Below are 15,998 nucleotides of genomic sequence, written 5' to 3'. Positions count from 1 at the left end.
GACCTCGGCCAGCAGCGTCAGCCCTTGCGGGTTCACTTCAACCATGCCGCCCTTGACGAAGATGCGGTCGGTGGAGCCGCCGTCCTTGTAGACGGTGACGACACCGGGCTTCAGCGTCGAGAGGAGGGGCGCGTGGCCGGGATAGATGCCCATCTCGCCCTCGGTGCCCGGGATGGTGACCGAGGCCACGCTCCCTGAGAACAGAAGCCGCGCGGGGCTTACGAGTTCGAAATGAAGGCCAGCCATGATGCTTACGCCGCCTCGGCGGCGAGGCGCTTGGCCTTCTCGATCGCCTCGTCGATGGTGCCGACCATGTAGAAGGCGGGCTCCGGCAGATGGTCATAGGCGCCTTCGCAGAGGCCCTTGAAGCCCTTGATGGTCTCTTCGAGCTTCACCTGCACACCGGACGAACCGGTGAACACGGCGGCCACGTCGAAGGGCTGCGACAGGAAGCGCTCGATCTTGCGGGCGCGCGCCACCGTCATCTTGTCCTCTTCCGAGAGCTCGTCCATGCCGAGAATGGCGATGATGTCCTGCAGCGCCTTGTAGCGCTGGAGGATCTGCTGCACCTGGCGGGCGACGTTGTAGTGCTCCTCACCGATGACGCGCGGGTCGAGCATGCGCGAGGTCGAGTCGAGCGGGTCCACCGCGGGGTAGATACCCTTTTCGGCGATCGAACGCGACAGCACGGTCGTTGCGTCCAAGTGAGCGAAGGACGTTGCGGGCGCCGGGTCGGTCAAGTCGTCGGCGGGCACGTAAATGGCCTGCACCGAGGTGATCGAGCCCTTGGTCGTCGTGGTGATGCGCTCCTGCATCTGGCCCATGTCGGTGGCGAGTGTCGGCTGATAGCCCACGGCCGAGGGAATGCGGCCCAGAAGTGCTGACACTTCGGAACCGGCCTGGGTAAAGCGGAAGATGTTGTCCACGAAGAACAGCACGTCCTGGCCCTGGTCACGGAAGTGCTCGGCAACGGTGAGACCCGTGAGGGCGACGCGGGCGCGGGCACCCGGCGGCTCGTTCATCTGGCCGTAAACGAGGGCGGCCTTGGAACCGGCGACGGAGCCTTCCTTCGGGTTCTTGTTCACGCCCGACTCCATCATCTCGTGATAGAGGTCGTTGCCTTCGCGGGTGCGCTCGCCTACGCCGGCGAACACGGAGTAGCCGCCGTGCGTCTTGGCGATGTTGTTGATGAGTTCCATGATCAGCACGGTCTTGCCGACGCCCGCACCGCCGAACAGGCCGATCTTACCGCCCTTGGCGTAGGGCGCCAGAAGATCGACGACCTTGATGCCGGTGACGAGGATTTCGGCCGCCGTCGACTGCTCGACGAATTCCGGTGCCGCCTGGTGAATGGCGCGGCGGGCGGTGGCGCCGATGGGGCCAGCTTCATCGACCGGTTCACCGATCACGTTCATGATACGGCCCAGCGTCTCGTTGCCGACCGGCACGGTGATGGGAGCGCCGGTGTTGCTCACCGCCTGGCCGCGCACGAGACCCTCGGTCGAGTCCATGGCGATGGTGCGCACCGTGTTCTCGCCCAGGTGCTGCGCCACTTCGAGGACGAGGCGGTTGCCGCCATTCATCGTCTCGAGGGCGTTGAGGATTTCCGGAAGGCCACCATCGAAGGCGACGTCCACGACGGCGCCGGTGACCTGGGTGATGCGGCCGGTTGCGGCCTCGCTGTTTGCCATGTGTCTGATCCTTCCCGTGTTCGGTTAGAGCGCCTCGGCGCCCGAAATGATTTCGATGAGTTCCTTGGTGATCTGCGCCTGGCGCTGGCGGTTGTACTTGATCGACAGCTTGTTGATCATGTCACCGGCGTTGCGGGTGGCGTTGTCCATGGCGCTCATGCGCGCACCCTGCTCGGATGCCGCATTTTCGAGGAGGCCACGGAAAATCTGCACCGCGATGTTGCGCGGCAGGAGATCAGCCAGGATTTCGCCCTCTTCGGGCTCTGCTTCGTAGACAGCGCCACCGAGGTCGGCGGGCTTGGCGCCCGAGACATCGGCGGGGATCAGGCGGAGTGCGGTGGGCTTCTGCGAGATCACGGACTTGAACTCGGAGAAGAACAGGGTTGCCACATCGAACTCGCCGCTGTGGAACATGGTGAGCACTTTCTGGGCCACCGTCTGCGCTTCCGCGAAGGACATGGACTTCACGCCGCGGAAGTCGATGTGCTCCACGATGTACTTGCCATAGACCCGCTTCAGCGCGTCATTGCCCTTCTTGCCGACGGTGAAGATCTTCACCGTCTTGCCCTGGGCGATGAGACGGTCGGCATGCTCACGCGCGATCTTGGCGATCGAGGAGTTGAAGCCGCCGCAGAGGCCGCGCTCGGCGGTCGCCACGATCAGCAAGTGGGTCTGGTCAAAGCCGGTGCCGGTGAGAAGCGTTGGCGCACCCGCCTGGCCTTCCATGGCGTTGGCGAGGTTGCCGATGACCGCCGACATGCGCTCCGAATAGGGGCGCGCGGCGACGGCGGCTTCCTGGGCGCGGCGCAGTTTCGCCGCGGCCACCATCTGCATGGCCTTGGTGATCTTGCGCGTCGCCTTCACCGAGGCGATGCGATTGCGTAAGTCCTTGAGACTGGGCATCGCGGACCCTTAGACGAAGGACTTGGCGAAAGCTTCGACGGCGGCCTTGAGCTTCGGCATGGTGGCATCCGAGATCGCCTTCTCGGTGCGGATCGCATCGAGGATCTCGGGCTGCTTGTCACGCACATAGCGCAGCAGGCCCTCTTCGAAGGGCTTCACCTTGTTGACGGGCAGCGGATCGAGATAGCCGTTCACACCGGCATAGATCACCACGACCTGCTCTTCCGTCTTCATCGGCGAGAACTGCGACTGCTTGAGAAGCTCGGTCAGGCGTGCGCCGCGGTTGAGCAACTTCTGCGTCGAGGCGTCGAGGTCGGAGCCGAACTGCGCGAAGGCCGCCATTTCGCGGTACTGCGCGAGCTCGCCCTTGATCTTGCCGGCCACCTGCTTCATCGCCTTGGTCTGCGCGGCGGAGCCGACGCGCGACACGGAGAGGCCGACGTTCACCGCCGGGCGGATGCCCTGGTAGAACAGATCGGTTTCGAGGAAGATCTGGCCGTCGGTGATCGAGATGACGTTGGTCGGGATATAGGCCGACACGTCGTTGGCCTGCGTCTCGATGACCGGAAGCGCGGTCAGCGAACCGGCACCTTGGGCGTCATTGAGCTTCGCCGCACGCTCGAGCAGGCGGGAGTGGAGATAGAACACGTCGCCCGGATAGGCTTCGCGGCCCGGCGGGCGGCGCAGCAGCAGCGACATCTGGCGGTAGGCAACGGCCTGCTTGGAGAGATCGTCATAGGCGATCAGCGCATGCATGCCGTTGTCACGGAAATATTCGCCCATGGTGCAGCCGGTGAAGGGGGCGAGATACTGCAGCGGTGCGGGGTCCGACGCGGTGGCGGCAACGACGATCGAGTATTCGAGCGCGCCATTGTCTTCCAGCACCTTGACGAACTGGGCGACGGTGGAGCGCTTCTGGCCGCAGGCCACGTAGACGCAGTAGAGCTTGTCCTTCTCAGGACCTGCGATGTGGATGGGCTTCTGGTTCAGGATCGAGTCGAGGATGATGGCGGTCTTGCCGGTCTGGCGGTCACCGATGACGAGCTCGCGCTGGCCGCGGCCGATCGGGATCAGTGCGTCGATGGCCTTGAGTCCGGTGGACATCGGCTCATGCACCGACTTGCGCGGAATGATGCCGGGCGCCTTCACGTCGACGCGGCGCATTTCCTTGGACTTGATCGGGCCCTTGCCGTCAATCGGGTTGCCGAGCGCGTCAACGACGCGGCCCAGCAGTTCCTTGCCGACGGGCACTTCCACGATGGCGCCGGTACGCTTGACGGTGTCGCCTTCCTTGATCTCGCGGTCGGAGCCGAAGATCACGACGCCGACATTGTCGGTTTCGAGGTTGAGGGCCATGCCCTTCAGGCCGTTGGCGAACTCGACCATCTCGCCGGCCTGCACGTTGTCGAGGCCGTAGACGCGGGCGATACCGTCACCCACCGACAGCACCTGGCCGATTTCGGAGACCTGGGCTTCCTTGCCGAAGTCCTTGATCTGCTTCTTGAGAATTGCGGAAATTTCGGCGGCGCGAATGTCCATCAGGCGGTTCCCTTCATGGCGATCTTGAGTGTCTGGAGCTTGGTCTTCAGCGAGTTGTCCATCATGCGGGAACCCACCTTGACGATGAGGCCGCCGAGGATCGAGCTGTCGACGCGGGTTGAGAGGGCGACGTCACGGCCGAGCGACGATTTGAGCGCGGCCTTGAGGTCATTGAGCTGGGATTCCGAGAGCGTCTCGGCCGAGGTGACCTCGCCCGCAATCTCGCCCTTGGAAGATGCGAGCAGCGTGGCATAGGCCTTGATCATGTCGGGAAGTGCCGGGAGCCGGCGGTTCTTGGCCGCGAGCTTCAGGAAGTTGATGGTTGTGCCGGAAAGGCCCAGCTCAGTCGCAACCCCCTCGAGGGCCCCGATCTGGTCCTCTGAGGAGTAGACCGGCGAGCGCACGAGCCGCCTCAGGTCTTCCGACTGGTTGATGGCTGAGCCGAAGCGGGCCAGCTGACGGCCGACCTCCTCGGTGGCCTTTTCTTCGGTGGCGAGTTCGAACAAGGCGCTGGCATAGCGGCCCGGAACTCCGGAAACTGTCTGATCTGTGGTCGCCACGATCCGTCTTTCATTCATTTTTGCGGCGGGCACCCGGTGAAGACAGGCGCTCAACCACTTGAATTTTTGGGAGATCGGTATGCAAGGGGGCACACCCACGGACCGGGACCCCAGCCCCGCCGCGCGGGTTGGCTATCACAAGGAAAACGGACTCGCAACCAAGATCACATGCGCGGATTGCCGCGATGCGGCAGGTCCACCTTCGGACAGCTGACCAGCAAGGGTGGCAGACCGGGAAAGCCGCCGGCCGGCTCGGTGGTCAAAGGCGTTCGGGGTAACATCCGGCGGGGTGTGCAAACGGGGCCGCCCCGGCTTCTGCCGGGCATGAAATTTGACTTTCCCCGCCATTTCCCCTATCCACCCGCTATCACACGACGGCTTGAACGTCTTCAGGTGGTCTCACACATGGGGTTTTGACATTCCCGGGGGGTGAGGCGGCCAACATCCGGCAGCGAGTTTCGCCCCCGGGTGCGAAATGCGTTTGCGCCAGAGGACTTGGGAACCATGTTTGACACCTTAAGCGATCGCCTGTCGGGCATTCTGGACAAGATCACCGGACGCGGTGCCCTTTCGGAATCCGACGTCGAGGAGGCCCTTCGCGAAGTGCGCCGGGCGCTGCTCGAAGCCGACGTGGCGCTCGAGGTGGTCCGCACCTTCACCGACAAGGTGCGCGAAAAGGCGGTCGGCGCCGAGATCGTCAAGTCGGTCAAGCCCGGCCAGATGGTGGTCAAGATCGTCCATGACGCGATGGTCGAAACCCTTGGCGGCGCTGAGAACACCGCCCTCAACCTGCGCGCCTCGCCGCCCGTTGCCATCCTGATGGTCGGCCTGCAGGGCTCCGGCAAGACCACCTCCACAGCCAAGATCGCCAAGCGCCTCTCCGAGCGTGACAAGCGCCGGGTGCTGATGGCCTCGCTCGACACGCGGAGGCCCGCCGCACAGGAACAGCTCGCCATTCTTGGCAAACAGGTCAATGTCGACACGCTGGCCATTGTTCCCGGCCAGCAGCCGGTCGAGATCGCCAAGCGCGCCATGTCGGAAGCCCGCAAGGGCGGCTATGACATCGTCATGCTCGACACCGCGGGCCGCCTCGCCATCGACGAGGAATTGCTCGCCGAAGCGGCCAATGTCCGCGATATTGTGAAGCCCAACGAGACACTTCTCGTTGCGGATGCCCTCACGGGCCAGGACGCCGTGAACCTCGCGCGTTCCTTCAACGAGAAGATCGGCATCTCCGGCATCGTGCTGACCCGCATCGACGGCGATGGCCGCGGCGGTGCCGCACTCTCCATGCGGCAGGTGACGGGCAAGCCCATCAAGCTGATGGGCACGGGCGAAAAGCTCGACGGGCTGGAGGACTTCCACCCCGAGCGCATCGCGGGCCGCATCTTGGGCATGGGCGACGTCGTCTCGCTGGTCGAGAAGGCCGCACTCAACATCGATCAGGCGAAGGCCCAGAAGATCGCCGAGCGCATGAAGAAGGGCGCTTTCGATCTCGATGACCTGGCCGACCAGCTGAAGCAGCTGCAGAAGCTCGGCGGCATGGGTGGTGTCATGAACATGCTGCCCGGCATGGGCAAGATCAAGAAGCAGATGGAAGGCCTCGACCTCGACAACAAGGTGCTGAAGCGCCAGATGGCCATCATCGGCTCCATGACGCCCTATGAGCGCCGGAACCCCAAGGTGATGGACGCCAAGCGCAAGAAGCGTGTGGCTGCGGGCTCCGGCACCAAGGTCGAGGAGATCAACCGGCTGCTCAAGATGCACCTGCAGATGGCCGGCATGATGAAGCAGATGGGCCAGGGCAAGGGCATGTTCGGCAAGATGTTCGGGGCCAAGGGCGGCCCCGATGCAGCTGAACTCGAGAAGATGCAGGCAGAGCTCGCAGGGTTGGACCCCAATGCGCTGCCGGAGGAATTGAAAGAGATGATGAAGGGCGGCTCGGTGCCGCAGATGCCGGGTCTTCCCGGCCTCGGCGGCGCGAAGCTTCCCGGTCTTGGCGGATTGCCGGGTCTGGGCGGCGGATCGCCCTTCAAGGGTTTGCCGGGTTTCGGCAAAAAGAAGTAAGTCAATCAGTACACGGATCTTAGAGGAGATATACCATGGCCGTGAAGATGAGGCTCGCGCGTGCGGGCACCAAGAAGCGCCCCTACTACCACATCGTGATCGCCGACGCGGCTGCACCCCGTGACGGCAAGTTCATCGATGTCGTCGGCGCCTTCAACCCGATGCTGAAGAAGGACGACGCCAACCGCGTGAAGCTCGACACCGAGAAGGCCGCGGCCTGGCTCAAGAAGGGCGCGCAGGCCACCGACCGCGTGCTGCGCTTCCTCGACAAGGCGGGGCTTGCCAAGCGCGAAGCCCGCAACAACCCGCAGAAGGCGCTGCCCGGCAAGAAGCGCCTCGAGCGCGAGAAGGCCGCCGCTGCGGCCGCTGCCGCTGCAGCCAACGGCTAAGGCTGATCCCCTGCCTTCCCCCTCGCCCCCTCAGGGGGAGAGGGAGGGGTGAGGGGGCTGCCCGCCACGGACTCCGGCTTCTGGCGATGTGCGCGCTGAACCACCCCCTCACCCTGCCCTCTCCCCCGGAGGGGGAGAGGAAGATTGGTGGGATGTCCTTGTCACCACTGCGTGGGAGCGGGGAATGAAGAGGGACATGGTTCTCGTCGGCGCCATCACCGGTGCGCATGGCATCAGGGGCGAGGTGAAGCTCAGGAGCTTCACTGAAGATCCGGCTGCCATCGCATCCTACTCGCCGCTCGAAACGGCAAAGGGTGCGAAGATCGCGATCGCCAAGCTCAGGCCCCAGAAGGACGGCTTCATCGCCATCCTGAAGGGTGTGACTGACCGCAACGCGGCGGAGGCGCTGAGGGGCACGGAACTCTTCGTGCCGCGCGAGCGGTTGCCTGAGCCGGAAGAAGATGAAGTCTATGTGCATGACCTCATCGGACTTCCGGTGTTTCTCGCCGATGGCTCACGTCTGGGCGAGATCGTGGAAGTGGCGGATTATGGTGCAGGCGACCTCATCGACGTGAAGGTCGAGGGCCGCAAGGACACGGTGCTGATCCCCTTCGCCAGCCAGTATGTGCTGGAGGCAGATTGGAGCAAGGTCGTGGTCGACCTGCCCGAGGGCTATCTCGACGCGGAAGAGCAGCCATGAGCTTTCGGGCCACGGTGCTGACCCTCTTCCCGGAGATGTTTCCGGGCCCGCTCGGCCAGTCACTGGCCGGGCGCGCGCTGGAACAGGGGATCTGGTCACTGGAGGCACGCGACATTCGTGCATCCGCCACCGACCGGCACCGGACGGTGGATGACCACCCCGCAGGTGGCGGCGCCGGCATGGTGCTGAAGCCTGACGTGCTGGCGGCAGCGATCGATGCCGCCCCGCATGAGGGGCCCCGGCTCCTCATGAGCCCGCGCGGCGAGCCGCTGACGCAAGCGTTGGTGCGGGAGCTGGCAGCGGGACCGGGTTGCCTGATCGTCTGCGGCCGCTTCGAGGGCGTGGACGAGCGGGTGATCGGGAAGCGAAGCCTTCGCGAGGTCTCGATCGGGGACTATGTGCTGTCGGGTGGCGAACCCGCGGCACTCGTGCTGCTCGACGCCGTGGTGAGGCTCTTGCCCGGTGTCATGGGCAAACAGGCCTCGGGCGAAGAGGAAAGTTTCGAAGGGGGGCTTCTGGAGCACCCGCACTACACCAAGCCCAACTCTTGGGAAGGTGCTGAAATTCCGGGGATTCTTCTCTCCGGCGACCACAAGGCGATTGCCCGGTGGAAGCAGGAGCAGCGGGAAGCCCTGACACGCCTCAGACGGCCCGACCTTTGGCGGGCCCATGAGTCGGGAAAGATTTGATTTTGAACCGGGTTGGGGCTATAGGCCCCCATCCCTTTAAGGAAGACAGTCAATGGATATCATCGCTCAGCTCGAGAAAGAGCAGGCCGCAGCCGTGGCCGCCCAGCGCGCCGTGCCGGAATTCGGCCCGGGCGACACAGTCATCGTCAATGTGAAGGTCAAGGAAGGCGAGCGTTCGCGCGTGCAGGCCTATGAGGGCGTGTGCATCGCGCGCTCCGGCGGCGGCCTGAACGAGAACTTCACCGTCCGCAAGATGTCCTATGGCGAGGGCGTGGAGCGCGTGTTCCCGATCTACTCTCCCATGATCGACTCGATCAAGGTCGTGCGCCGCGGCGCGGTGCGCCGCGCCAAGCTCTATTACCTGCGCGGCCGCACCGGCAAGTCGGCCCGTATCGCCGAGAAGCAGAAGGCGATGGGCCTCGTCCCCGCCGCGGGGGCGAAGGCCGCCGATTGATTTCTCGCCGTCTGCGAGACAGCGTTCGACAAGGGCCGGAGCATCTCCGGCCCTTTTTCTATTCCTCGTCGCCGATCTCCCCCCGGAACGCGCGCAAGATCATGCTCTAAAGCGGCGGGCGGTCAGTTGAGATCAGCTTGCCCAGCGTCCTCTCCCGCGGCGCGGGAGAGGAAGGGGAACCAACGAAGTTGGGGGAGGTGAGGGACCGCGGGGCTCCGAATTGTATGCAGCGCCCTTGTTCCCTCATCTCCCCGTTGCGTTCCGCAACGGGTCCCTTCTTCTCCCGCTGAAGGAGCGGGAGAAGACATCAGCCGTCACAAGGATTCCATTTGATCGCCCGCCGCTCTAATCCAACGCCCTGTTGCGCACGACGGTAACGCTGCAGGGCGCTTCCGCCGCCACCTTGGCCGAGACGCTGCCCAGGATCTTGCGCATCGCCGAATTGGCACGGGCCCCCATGATGATGTGGTCCACGTTGTTGATGCGTGCATAGTCGAGAATGCTGTCGGCGGGATCGATTGCTTCCAGCACGTGGAAGGTGACCCGGCCCTGGTCCAGCGGCAGCGGGCGGGCCCAGTCCTTGAGCCCTACGAGGCGCTGCACGTGCTTGTTGTTACCCTGCTCGTCCAGCGTCTGGTCCAAAGCGATACGGTTGAGCTTCAGAATATTGAGCACGGCGAGCCTGGCCTGCGGAGAGCGTTCGAGAATCCGCAGCGCGGTGCGGCGCAGCTTGTCGGCGAGTTCGGGCGTCATATCGTCGAGGTTGACGGCGACAGAAACGATCGGGGCATCGGACGCATCAGCCTGCCGTGAGGGCGGATCGTCGATCAGGCTCATCGGCGATTCACCCCGGCGCTTGAGGACTGCAAAGAAACCATCCTGCTCAAGCTTCTCGGCCCGCGCCGTGAGTGTCACCTGGCCGGGATGGCGCAGATCATGCGCGAGCTGCGCGGCACTGGGGTAGCGCCGCCCCGCCTTCACCTCCAGGCAGCGCAGCACGATTTCCTGCAGCCAGGCAGGGACGGCGGGGTTCAGCCGGCGCAGCGGCACGGGATCCTTCCACAACCGCCGCTTCAGGCCCTTGAGCCGCTGCGGATCGCCGAAGGGCCTCGTGCCGGTGGCGAAGAAATACATCAGCGCACCGAGCGCGAAGATGTCGCTGCGGTGATCGTTGCGGATGCCCATCACTTGCTCCGGCGCCATGTAGGGGGCCGTGCCATAGGGAAGGCGGAACTCCTCCTGCATCAGATCAGGCAGCGCGCGGTGATGGGCGAGGCCATAGTCGATGAGCACTGCCTCCCCGCCGGGCCTGAACATGATGTTGGAGGGTTTGACGTCGAGGTGCACCACTCCCTGGCCGTGCAGCGACTGCAGCGCATCCGCGATCCGCGCCCCGAGCTCAGCCACGGCGTCCGGCGGCAGTGGCAGCTTCGGAAGCGAGGACAGCAGCGTCTCGCCAGCAAGCAGCTCCATGACGATGAAAGGCTGTTTCGAGAAATCGCCATTGGCGATGTGGCGCGGCACATGCGGACCCTTGAGCCGCGGCATGATCATCTGCTCCATCTCAAAGCTGACGATGGCCGCCGGGTCTTCGCCCTCGTAAACGACGGGCGTCTTCATCAGGAAGCCAGCGCCATCATCTTCGCGCGTGACACTCCAGAGATGCGCCATGCCCCCGGTGTGCTTCAGGTCGTCGATGCGGAAGCCCTCGATGACCGTTCCCGGGTTCAGCCTTGCCTTGACCACTCAGCGCCCTCTCAGCAATCGCCCTGCCAGGGAATCCGGCAGGCCCAGGCCACGCATGCGCTGCGCGACGCTGTCCACATCATATGGCGCGCGGCAATAGGTCAGCGACCGCGTGTCCGTATCGTAAACTGCGAAGGACGCCGCCGGATTGCCGTCGCGTGGCTGGCCGGCGGAGCCGATCACCGCCAGCCACTTGCGTTGCGCAGGCAGCGGGATCGCCACGTCCTGCACCGGCGCATGAGATGTCATCTTGCCAGCAGCCGACAGGCAGTAGAGGGCAGGCACATGCACATGGCCGCAGAATGTCACCTGGGCATTGCAGCCGGAGAGGCTGGCGCGCGCGGCCTCGGCATCGGTCACATAGTGCCAGGCGGCAGGGTCGGAGGCATCGGCATGAACGAACAGCAGGTCGCCCGACCGCACCTCGAAGGGCAATCCGGCAAGAAAGGATTTTGCATCCTTGCTCAGCTGGCCGCGCGTCCAGGCGATGGCTTCGGCGGCCACCGGGTTCATATCGCGCGAGGGCTTCAGCACGGCCATGTCATGATTGCCCAGAACGGCGATGGCGCCCGCCGCGACAAGTGGCCCGACGCGCGCGACCACGGCTTCCGGATCCGGGCCGTAGCCCACGAAATCGCCAAGCAAGGCAAGCCTGTCGGCATCCTGCTTCTGCGCTGCCGCAAGGCAGGCTTCAAGCGCGGGCAGATTCGCATGGATATCGGAGATCAGGGCGATCCGCATGAGCGGATTTTCATCATATCCGGGCCTGGCGTGGAACACCGACCTTAGTTCCATCGCGCTGCGGAAGCTCCACCGACTGGCGTGTTGCGCCACGCACTGGTCTTGATAAGACAGGGAAACACGGGAGACGCGCCATGGACATCTCAACCCTTATGGTGGAGCAATTCACCGACATCTTCCGCCTCGGCCTGCTGGCGGGACTGATCTACACAACCGAACGGACACGCCAGCAGACGGGGGTGCTGCTACCGCTGATCGCGGGCGTGGTCTTTGTCGCCGTCATCATTCCCTCCACCATGCCGCGGCCGGATGTTTCGTTGTGGCAGGCTGTAGCCGCAGGCGTTGCGGTGAATGCGGTGATCGTCGCCGTGTTCTGGCTGGCCTGGCAGGCCGTCTCGCGGGCACGGCGCTCCTGAAACGCAGGACGGGCCGGGGAAACCCCCGGCCCGTCCAACTTACGTCCCGTCTGACGATCAGCGCCGGATGTCGTCGGCGAAGATGTCCTTCTTGTGGGTGCCGCCCGGCACGAAGATCGCACCGATCACCACCGTCATCACGGCGATCACGATCGCATACCAGAGACCGGCATAGATGTTGCCGGACTGGGCCGAGATCGCGAAGGCGGTGGCCGGCATCAGGCCGCCGAACCAGCCGTTGCCGATGTGGTAGGGCAGCGACAGGCCAGAGTAGCGGATGCGCGTCGGATAGAGTTCGACGAGCGCCGCGGCGATCGGGCCATACACCATCGTCACGAGGATGATGAGGTAGGTGAGGATCGCGACGATCGCCAGCTTCTGACCCGTGAAGATGTCAAAGAAGTTGGAGGCTTTGGCGACCGTGGTGTTGTCAGCGGCAACCAGCGGGTAGCCGGCAGCCTTCAGGGCCTCGTTCAGCGCCTTCTCGAAGCCGGGCTTCACGCCCTTCTCCTTGTCGAGCGCGGCCTGGGCTGCATCGATGGCGGCCTGGTCCGTGCCGGACTTGGCCGCAGCCAGCGCTTCCGTCGCCGCCTTGATGGCGGCGGTGTTGGCGGCCGCATTGAAGGACGGGATCACGGTGTCGCCCACCTTGATCTCGGCCACGCTGCCAGCGGGACCCGGAACCGTCTCATAGTTCACGGACGTGCGCTGCAACTGGGCCTTGGCCACGTCGCAGGAGTTGGTGAACTTGAGCGTGCCCGTCGGGTTGAACTGGAACGAGCAGTCGGCCGGATCGGCAGTCACCGTCACCTTCGTCTGGTGTGCGGCGTAGAGCGCGGGGTTCGCCACCTTGGTCAGGGTGTTGAAGACCCACATATAGCTCAGTGCTGCGATCAGGCAGCCCGCCAGGATGATCGGCTTGCGGCCGATGCGGTCGGACAGCGAACCGAAGAACAGGAAGCCGCCCGTGCCCAGGATCAGCGACCATGCGACCAGCACGTTCGCCGTGAAGCTGTCGAGCTTGATGACGTTCTGCAGGAAGAACAGCGCGTAGAACTGGCCGGTGTACCAGACGACGGCCTGGCCGGCGACGAGGCCCAGAAGTGCTATCAGCGCGATCTTGCCATTGCGCCAGTTGCCGAAAGCTTCACGCAGCGGCGCCTTGGAGGCAGAGCCCTCTTCCTTCATCTTCTTGAAGGCGGGAGACTCGTTCATCTGCAGGCGGATGTAAAGCGAGATCAGCAGCAGGAAAATCGAGCCGATGAACGGAATGCGCCAGCCCCAGGCGTTGAAGGCCTTCATCATCTGCGGCGTGCCATCGGGGTTCATGACCGCAGCACCGGCAGCATCGAGCACCGCCACCTCAGGATAATGGCCGTTGACATAGCCCTGCACCATCAGGATCACGATCAGCGACAGGAGAAGCCCCAGCGTGGCCGTGGTCTGGATGAAGGAGGTGTAGAAGCCGCGCCGGTGGGCCGGGGCATGTTCGGCGACGTAGATCGCCGCACCGCCATATTCGCCGCCGAGCGCCAGGCCCTGCGCCATGCGCAGGATGATCAGAATGATCGGCGCCGCCGCTCCCCATGCGTTGTAGTTGGGCAGCAGGCCGACGAGGAAGGTCGAGATACCCATGATCAGAATGGTCATGAGGAAGGTGTACTTGCGGCCGACGATGTCACCCAGCATGCCGAAGAACAGCGCGCCCAGCGGGCGCACGATAAAGCCCGCGGCAAAGGCGAGCAGCGCGAAGACGTTGCGCGTCGCTTCCGGGAAGGCCGTAAAGAACTGCGCGCCGATGATGGCCGCCAAAGAACCGTACAGATAGAAATCGTACCATTCAAAGATTGTGCCCGCGGAGGAGGCGACGATCACCTTCTTCTCCTCGGCCGTCATGGGCCGCGATCGTACGCTTCCCGGTACTGTCGTCTCTGCCATCGTTTCTCCCCTTTTTTGCGGGGGCCTTTGGGCCACCCGTGATTGGCGAGGACAGGCGGGCCACTCCCAGGCGCCGCCATCCTGACCAATAGCCATATCGAAAAGCGGCCCCGGGGTTTATTGGACTTTCGCAGGGATCGCCTTGAAATCCATTCGCAACCGCGGCAGGTATTTGATCTTCATTGAAAATCTGGATGCCGCTCAATGCCAAGGTTCCACTTGCATGGCTCCAGCCAATCTCTTATACACCCGCCACCCATCGCGTGCCCAGGTAGCTCAGTTGGTAGAGCAGCGGATTGAAAATCCGCGTGTCACTGGTTCGATTCCGGTCCTGGGCACCACTTCCTTCCTCGTGAATCTGTTTCATTGAGCGTGCCCGCGGCTCTGCCCGCTGCAGGTGCGGATCATTTCGCGGCGCGGGCGAGATCGGAAGCAGCGCCCCGAAACGAAAATGCCCGGAGCGTGCTCCGGGCATCATGGCATCAACTCAAGAGAGATCAGGCCTTCGGCATCAGCACGGTGTCAATGACATGGATGACGCCGTTTGTGCAGGCGATGTCCGCGGTGGTGACCTTGGCGCCATTGACGGTGACACCAGCCGTGCCATCGACATGAAGCTTGCCGCCGTTGACGGTAACGGGCTCGAGCTTCTTGCCGGAGACATCGGCCGCCATCACCTTACCGGCCATCACATGATATGTGAGAATGGCGGCAAGCTTGGCCTTGTTCTCTGGCTTGACCAGATCTTCGACCGTACCGGCCGGCAGCTTGGCAAAGGCCTCATCAGAAGGCGCGAACACGGTGAACGGGCCTGCCCCCTTCAGGGTGGCGCCGAGTTCCGCGGCCGTCACGGCTGCGACAAGCGTCTTGAAGGAGCCGGCTGCGGCCGCGGTATCGACGATGTCGTGAAGTGTCGTTGTCATGTGATTTTATTCCAATCTTTTTTCAGAGACACGCACAGGCTTGATGCCGCAAGCACCGCAAACAGGCGGACAAGCAAAGAAGCAAACTGCTGGCTGGGGAGACAAAGGTTGGCAGCGCAGTGCGCGTCAACCACTGTTGTCTCCGTTTGATAGAGATGGGGATCCGAAAGTACTTCTACAACGTATCTTTTGGCTCTGTCTGACTCGAATTCCGTCGAACAAGCAGAAGGCGATGGGATGATGGTCTTTTTGCCTCAGGACCAACTGACCGCGAAGGCCGTAAGTGCTGAGAGCCGTTCATGAGTCCGGCACGTGCGCCATCAGGACAGAAGACAGGGGATACAAGGATCAAATGACTTCAAAGCTCACGGCAGAGATGCCTCATCTCATCGCGTCGATCGTCATCGTCCCGTTCCTGGCGGCCTGGCCATTCCTGTCGGCGTTTCCGGTACTCAGCCTCATGGAGCGCACGGAGATTGATGCCTCCACGCTCGTGAATGTCATGTTCCTGGTCACGGGCTTCTGGTCACTTGCTGGTGGCCTTTGGATCATGTCATGGCTGACGAATGGCAGAGTGCGCCCCGCGAGGCACCCCAGCAAAATGCTGGTGATTGGCGGATATGCAGCCATATGGACCGGCCTCTATACGGCTGCCGTGATGTGGCCTGTGCTCTGAGGCTCGTTCAGCCGTCCGCCGCAGGGTGACGATCCGGAACCGCGTTACTCGTGCTCGCCGTCATGCCGGCGGGAGCTGCGGAGAAAAAGCTCCGGCTTTGCCGCGGCGGTCGACAGAACAGCGACCGTTATTGCCACCGCGCCAATCAGAAGCGTGTGCCCAATAATGTTTGCCGCAAGGAATGTGTAGCTACCGATAGCGAGAGAAAAGCTCAAGGCCCACATCAGGCCCAAGGCTTGAAGAACATAGTGCCGGATGGCGATATCAGGGATGTTGCGGAGCGGGCTTACTTCATGATTGAAGATGAAGTTCCACGAATACAGTATGGGATTTTTGTTCATTTTGGATGATATGAACCTTTTCTTATGCGATGGCAAGGTCAATCGGGCAGCATGGCGAGCCTCTGACACACTTCCTCATGTCATTGACGGCGGTCATCATTGGGAAGAAGGCAAGCCAATCTCTTGAGACGCTACACGAAAGCGGAGGTACTCCCTTTTGTCTGCTTGTGCTGCACCGAAAGCAGGAGGAAATCCAGCCACCACAGCAATTTGTCAGAGCTGTCT

17 protein-coding genes and 1 tRNA gene are annotated in these 15,998 nt (G+C 63.3%); 8 read left to right on the top strand and 10 right to left on the bottom strand.

All coding sequences use genetic code 11. From position 1 onward, the window contains the following. The 5 genes from atpC to ACILRA_RS03520 all read right to left on the bottom strand — a co-directional run. Nucleotides 1-246: ATP synthase F1 subunit epsilon (gene atpC, locus ACILRA_RS03540; protein ID WP_395660713.1), on the bottom strand; the 246-nt coding region annotated here is incomplete at its 3' end. Nucleotides 247-251: 5 nt separating this feature from the next. After that, complete coding sequence (gene atpD, locus ACILRA_RS03535) at nt 252-1,691, bottom strand: F0F1 ATP synthase subunit beta (RefSeq protein ID WP_395660712.1); 1,440 nt, start codon at nt 1,689-1,691, stop codon at nt 252-254. A 24-nt stretch (nt 1,692-1,715) separates the two neighbouring features. Beyond that, nucleotides 1,716-2,594, bottom strand: coding sequence for a F0F1 ATP synthase subunit gamma (locus ACILRA_RS03530; RefSeq protein WP_395660711.1), 879 nt, complete (start codon nt 2,592-2,594; stop codon nt 1,716-1,718). Between the two features lie 9 nt (nt 2,595-2,603). Beyond that, entirely contained in the window at nt 2,604-4,133 is a 1,530-nt protein-coding gene (gene atpA / locus ACILRA_RS03525) for a F0F1 ATP synthase subunit alpha (RefSeq protein ID WP_395660710.1), read from the bottom strand. Continuing rightward, nucleotides 4,133-4,711, bottom strand: coding sequence for a F0F1 ATP synthase subunit delta (locus ACILRA_RS03520; RefSeq protein ID WP_395660709.1), 579 nt, complete (start codon nt 4,709-4,711; stop codon nt 4,133-4,135). Before ACILRA_RS03520 ends, atpA begins: the two co-directional genes overlap by 1 nt. Before the next feature lie 486 nt (nt 4,712-5,197). Here ACILRA_RS03520 and ffh point away from each other — a divergent pair, with 486 nt between their 5' ends. From ffh to rplS, 5 genes are all read left to right on the top strand, one after another. Continuing rightward, a complete protein-coding gene (gene ffh / locus ACILRA_RS03515) occupies nt 5,198-6,760 on the top strand; it encodes a signal recognition particle protein (RefSeq protein ID WP_395660708.1) in 1,563 nt (520 codons plus the stop codon). Between the two features lie 35 nt (nt 6,761-6,795). Then, nucleotides 6,796-7,149, top strand: a complete 354-nt coding sequence (rpsP, locus tag ACILRA_RS03510) for a 30S ribosomal protein S16 (protein WP_395660707.1) — start codon at nt 6,796-6,798, stop codon at nt 7,147-7,149. Nucleotides 7,150-7,333: 184 nt separating this feature from the next. Then, nucleotides 7,334-7,849, top strand: a complete 516-nt coding sequence (rimM, locus tag ACILRA_RS03505) for a ribosome maturation factor RimM (RefSeq protein ID WP_395660706.1) — start codon at nt 7,334-7,336, stop codon at nt 7,847-7,849. After that, the gene (trmD, locus tag ACILRA_RS03500; RefSeq protein WP_395660705.1) at nt 7,846-8,538 is read left to right on the top strand and encodes a tRNA (guanosine(37)-N1)-methyltransferase TrmD; all 693 of its coding nucleotides are present in this window, start codon (nt 7,846-7,848) and stop codon (nt 8,536-8,538) included. The genes rimM and trmD overlap by 4 nt, the downstream gene beginning before the upstream one ends. Before the next feature lie 52 nt (nt 8,539-8,590). After that, a complete protein-coding gene (gene rplS / locus ACILRA_RS03495) occupies nt 8,591-8,992 on the top strand; it encodes a 50S ribosomal protein L19 (RefSeq protein ID WP_395660704.1) in 402 nt (133 codons plus the stop codon). A 345-nt stretch (nt 8,993-9,337) separates the two neighbouring features. On the opposite strand, the gene ACILRA_RS03490 is transcribed toward rplS, so the two are convergent. Both ACILRA_RS03490 and ACILRA_RS03485 read right to left on the bottom strand, forming a co-directional pair. Next, nucleotides 9,338-10,738, bottom strand: coding sequence for a universal stress protein (locus ACILRA_RS03490; protein WP_395660703.1), 1,401 nt, complete (start codon nt 10,736-10,738; stop codon nt 9,338-9,340). Then, a complete protein-coding gene (locus tag ACILRA_RS03485; RefSeq protein ID WP_395660702.1) occupies nt 10,739-11,479 on the bottom strand; it encodes a metallophosphoesterase family protein in 741 nt (246 codons plus the stop codon). 134 nt (nt 11,480-11,613) lie between these two features. Between ACILRA_RS03485 and ACILRA_RS03480 the strand changes: the two genes are divergently transcribed. Then, on the top strand, nt 11,614-11,895 hold the full coding sequence (locus ACILRA_RS03480) for a hypothetical protein (RefSeq protein WP_395660701.1): 282 nt from the start codon (nt 11,614-11,616) through the stop codon (nt 11,893-11,895). Between the two features lie 57 nt (nt 11,896-11,952). On the opposite strand, the gene ACILRA_RS03475 is transcribed toward ACILRA_RS03480, so the two are convergent. Further along, nucleotides 11,953-13,833, bottom strand: a complete 1,881-nt coding sequence (locus ACILRA_RS03475) for an MFS transporter (RefSeq protein ID WP_395660700.1) — start codon at nt 13,831-13,833, stop codon at nt 11,953-11,955. Nucleotides 13,834-14,098: 265 nt separating this feature from the next. Between ACILRA_RS03475 and ACILRA_RS03470 the strand changes: the two genes are divergently transcribed. After that, nucleotides 14,099-14,174, top strand: a tRNA-Phe gene (locus ACILRA_RS03470). Between the two features lie 156 nt (nt 14,175-14,330). On the opposite strand, the gene ACILRA_RS03465 is transcribed toward ACILRA_RS03470, so the two are convergent. Next, the gene (locus ACILRA_RS03465; protein ID WP_395660699.1) at nt 14,331-14,756 is read right to left on the bottom strand and encodes a fasciclin domain-containing protein; all 426 of its coding nucleotides are present in this window, start codon (nt 14,754-14,756) and stop codon (nt 14,331-14,333) included. A gap of 352 nt (nt 14,757-15,108) precedes the next feature. Between ACILRA_RS03465 and ACILRA_RS03460 the strand changes: the two genes are divergently transcribed. Then, complete coding sequence (locus ACILRA_RS03460; protein ID WP_395660698.1) at nt 15,109-15,432, top strand: hypothetical protein; 324 nt, start codon at nt 15,109-15,111, stop codon at nt 15,430-15,432. 44 nt (nt 15,433-15,476) lie between these two features. Here ACILRA_RS03460 and ACILRA_RS03455 read toward each other — a convergent pair whose 3' ends face one another. Then, the gene (locus ACILRA_RS03455; protein ID WP_395660697.1) at nt 15,477-15,773 is read right to left on the bottom strand and encodes a hypothetical protein; all 297 of its coding nucleotides are present in this window, start codon (nt 15,771-15,773) and stop codon (nt 15,477-15,479) included. Nucleotides 15,774-15,998: the final 225 nt, after the last annotated feature.

Source organism: Aestuariivirga sp., from assembly GCF_044239095.1.
In the GTDB taxonomy this organism is placed as follows: domain Bacteria; phylum Pseudomonadota; class Alphaproteobacteria; order Rhizobiales; family Aestuariivirgaceae; genus Aestuariivirga.
Note: the sequence above shows the minus strand (reverse complement) of the source record. Positions and strands in the feature narration are given on the sequence as shown.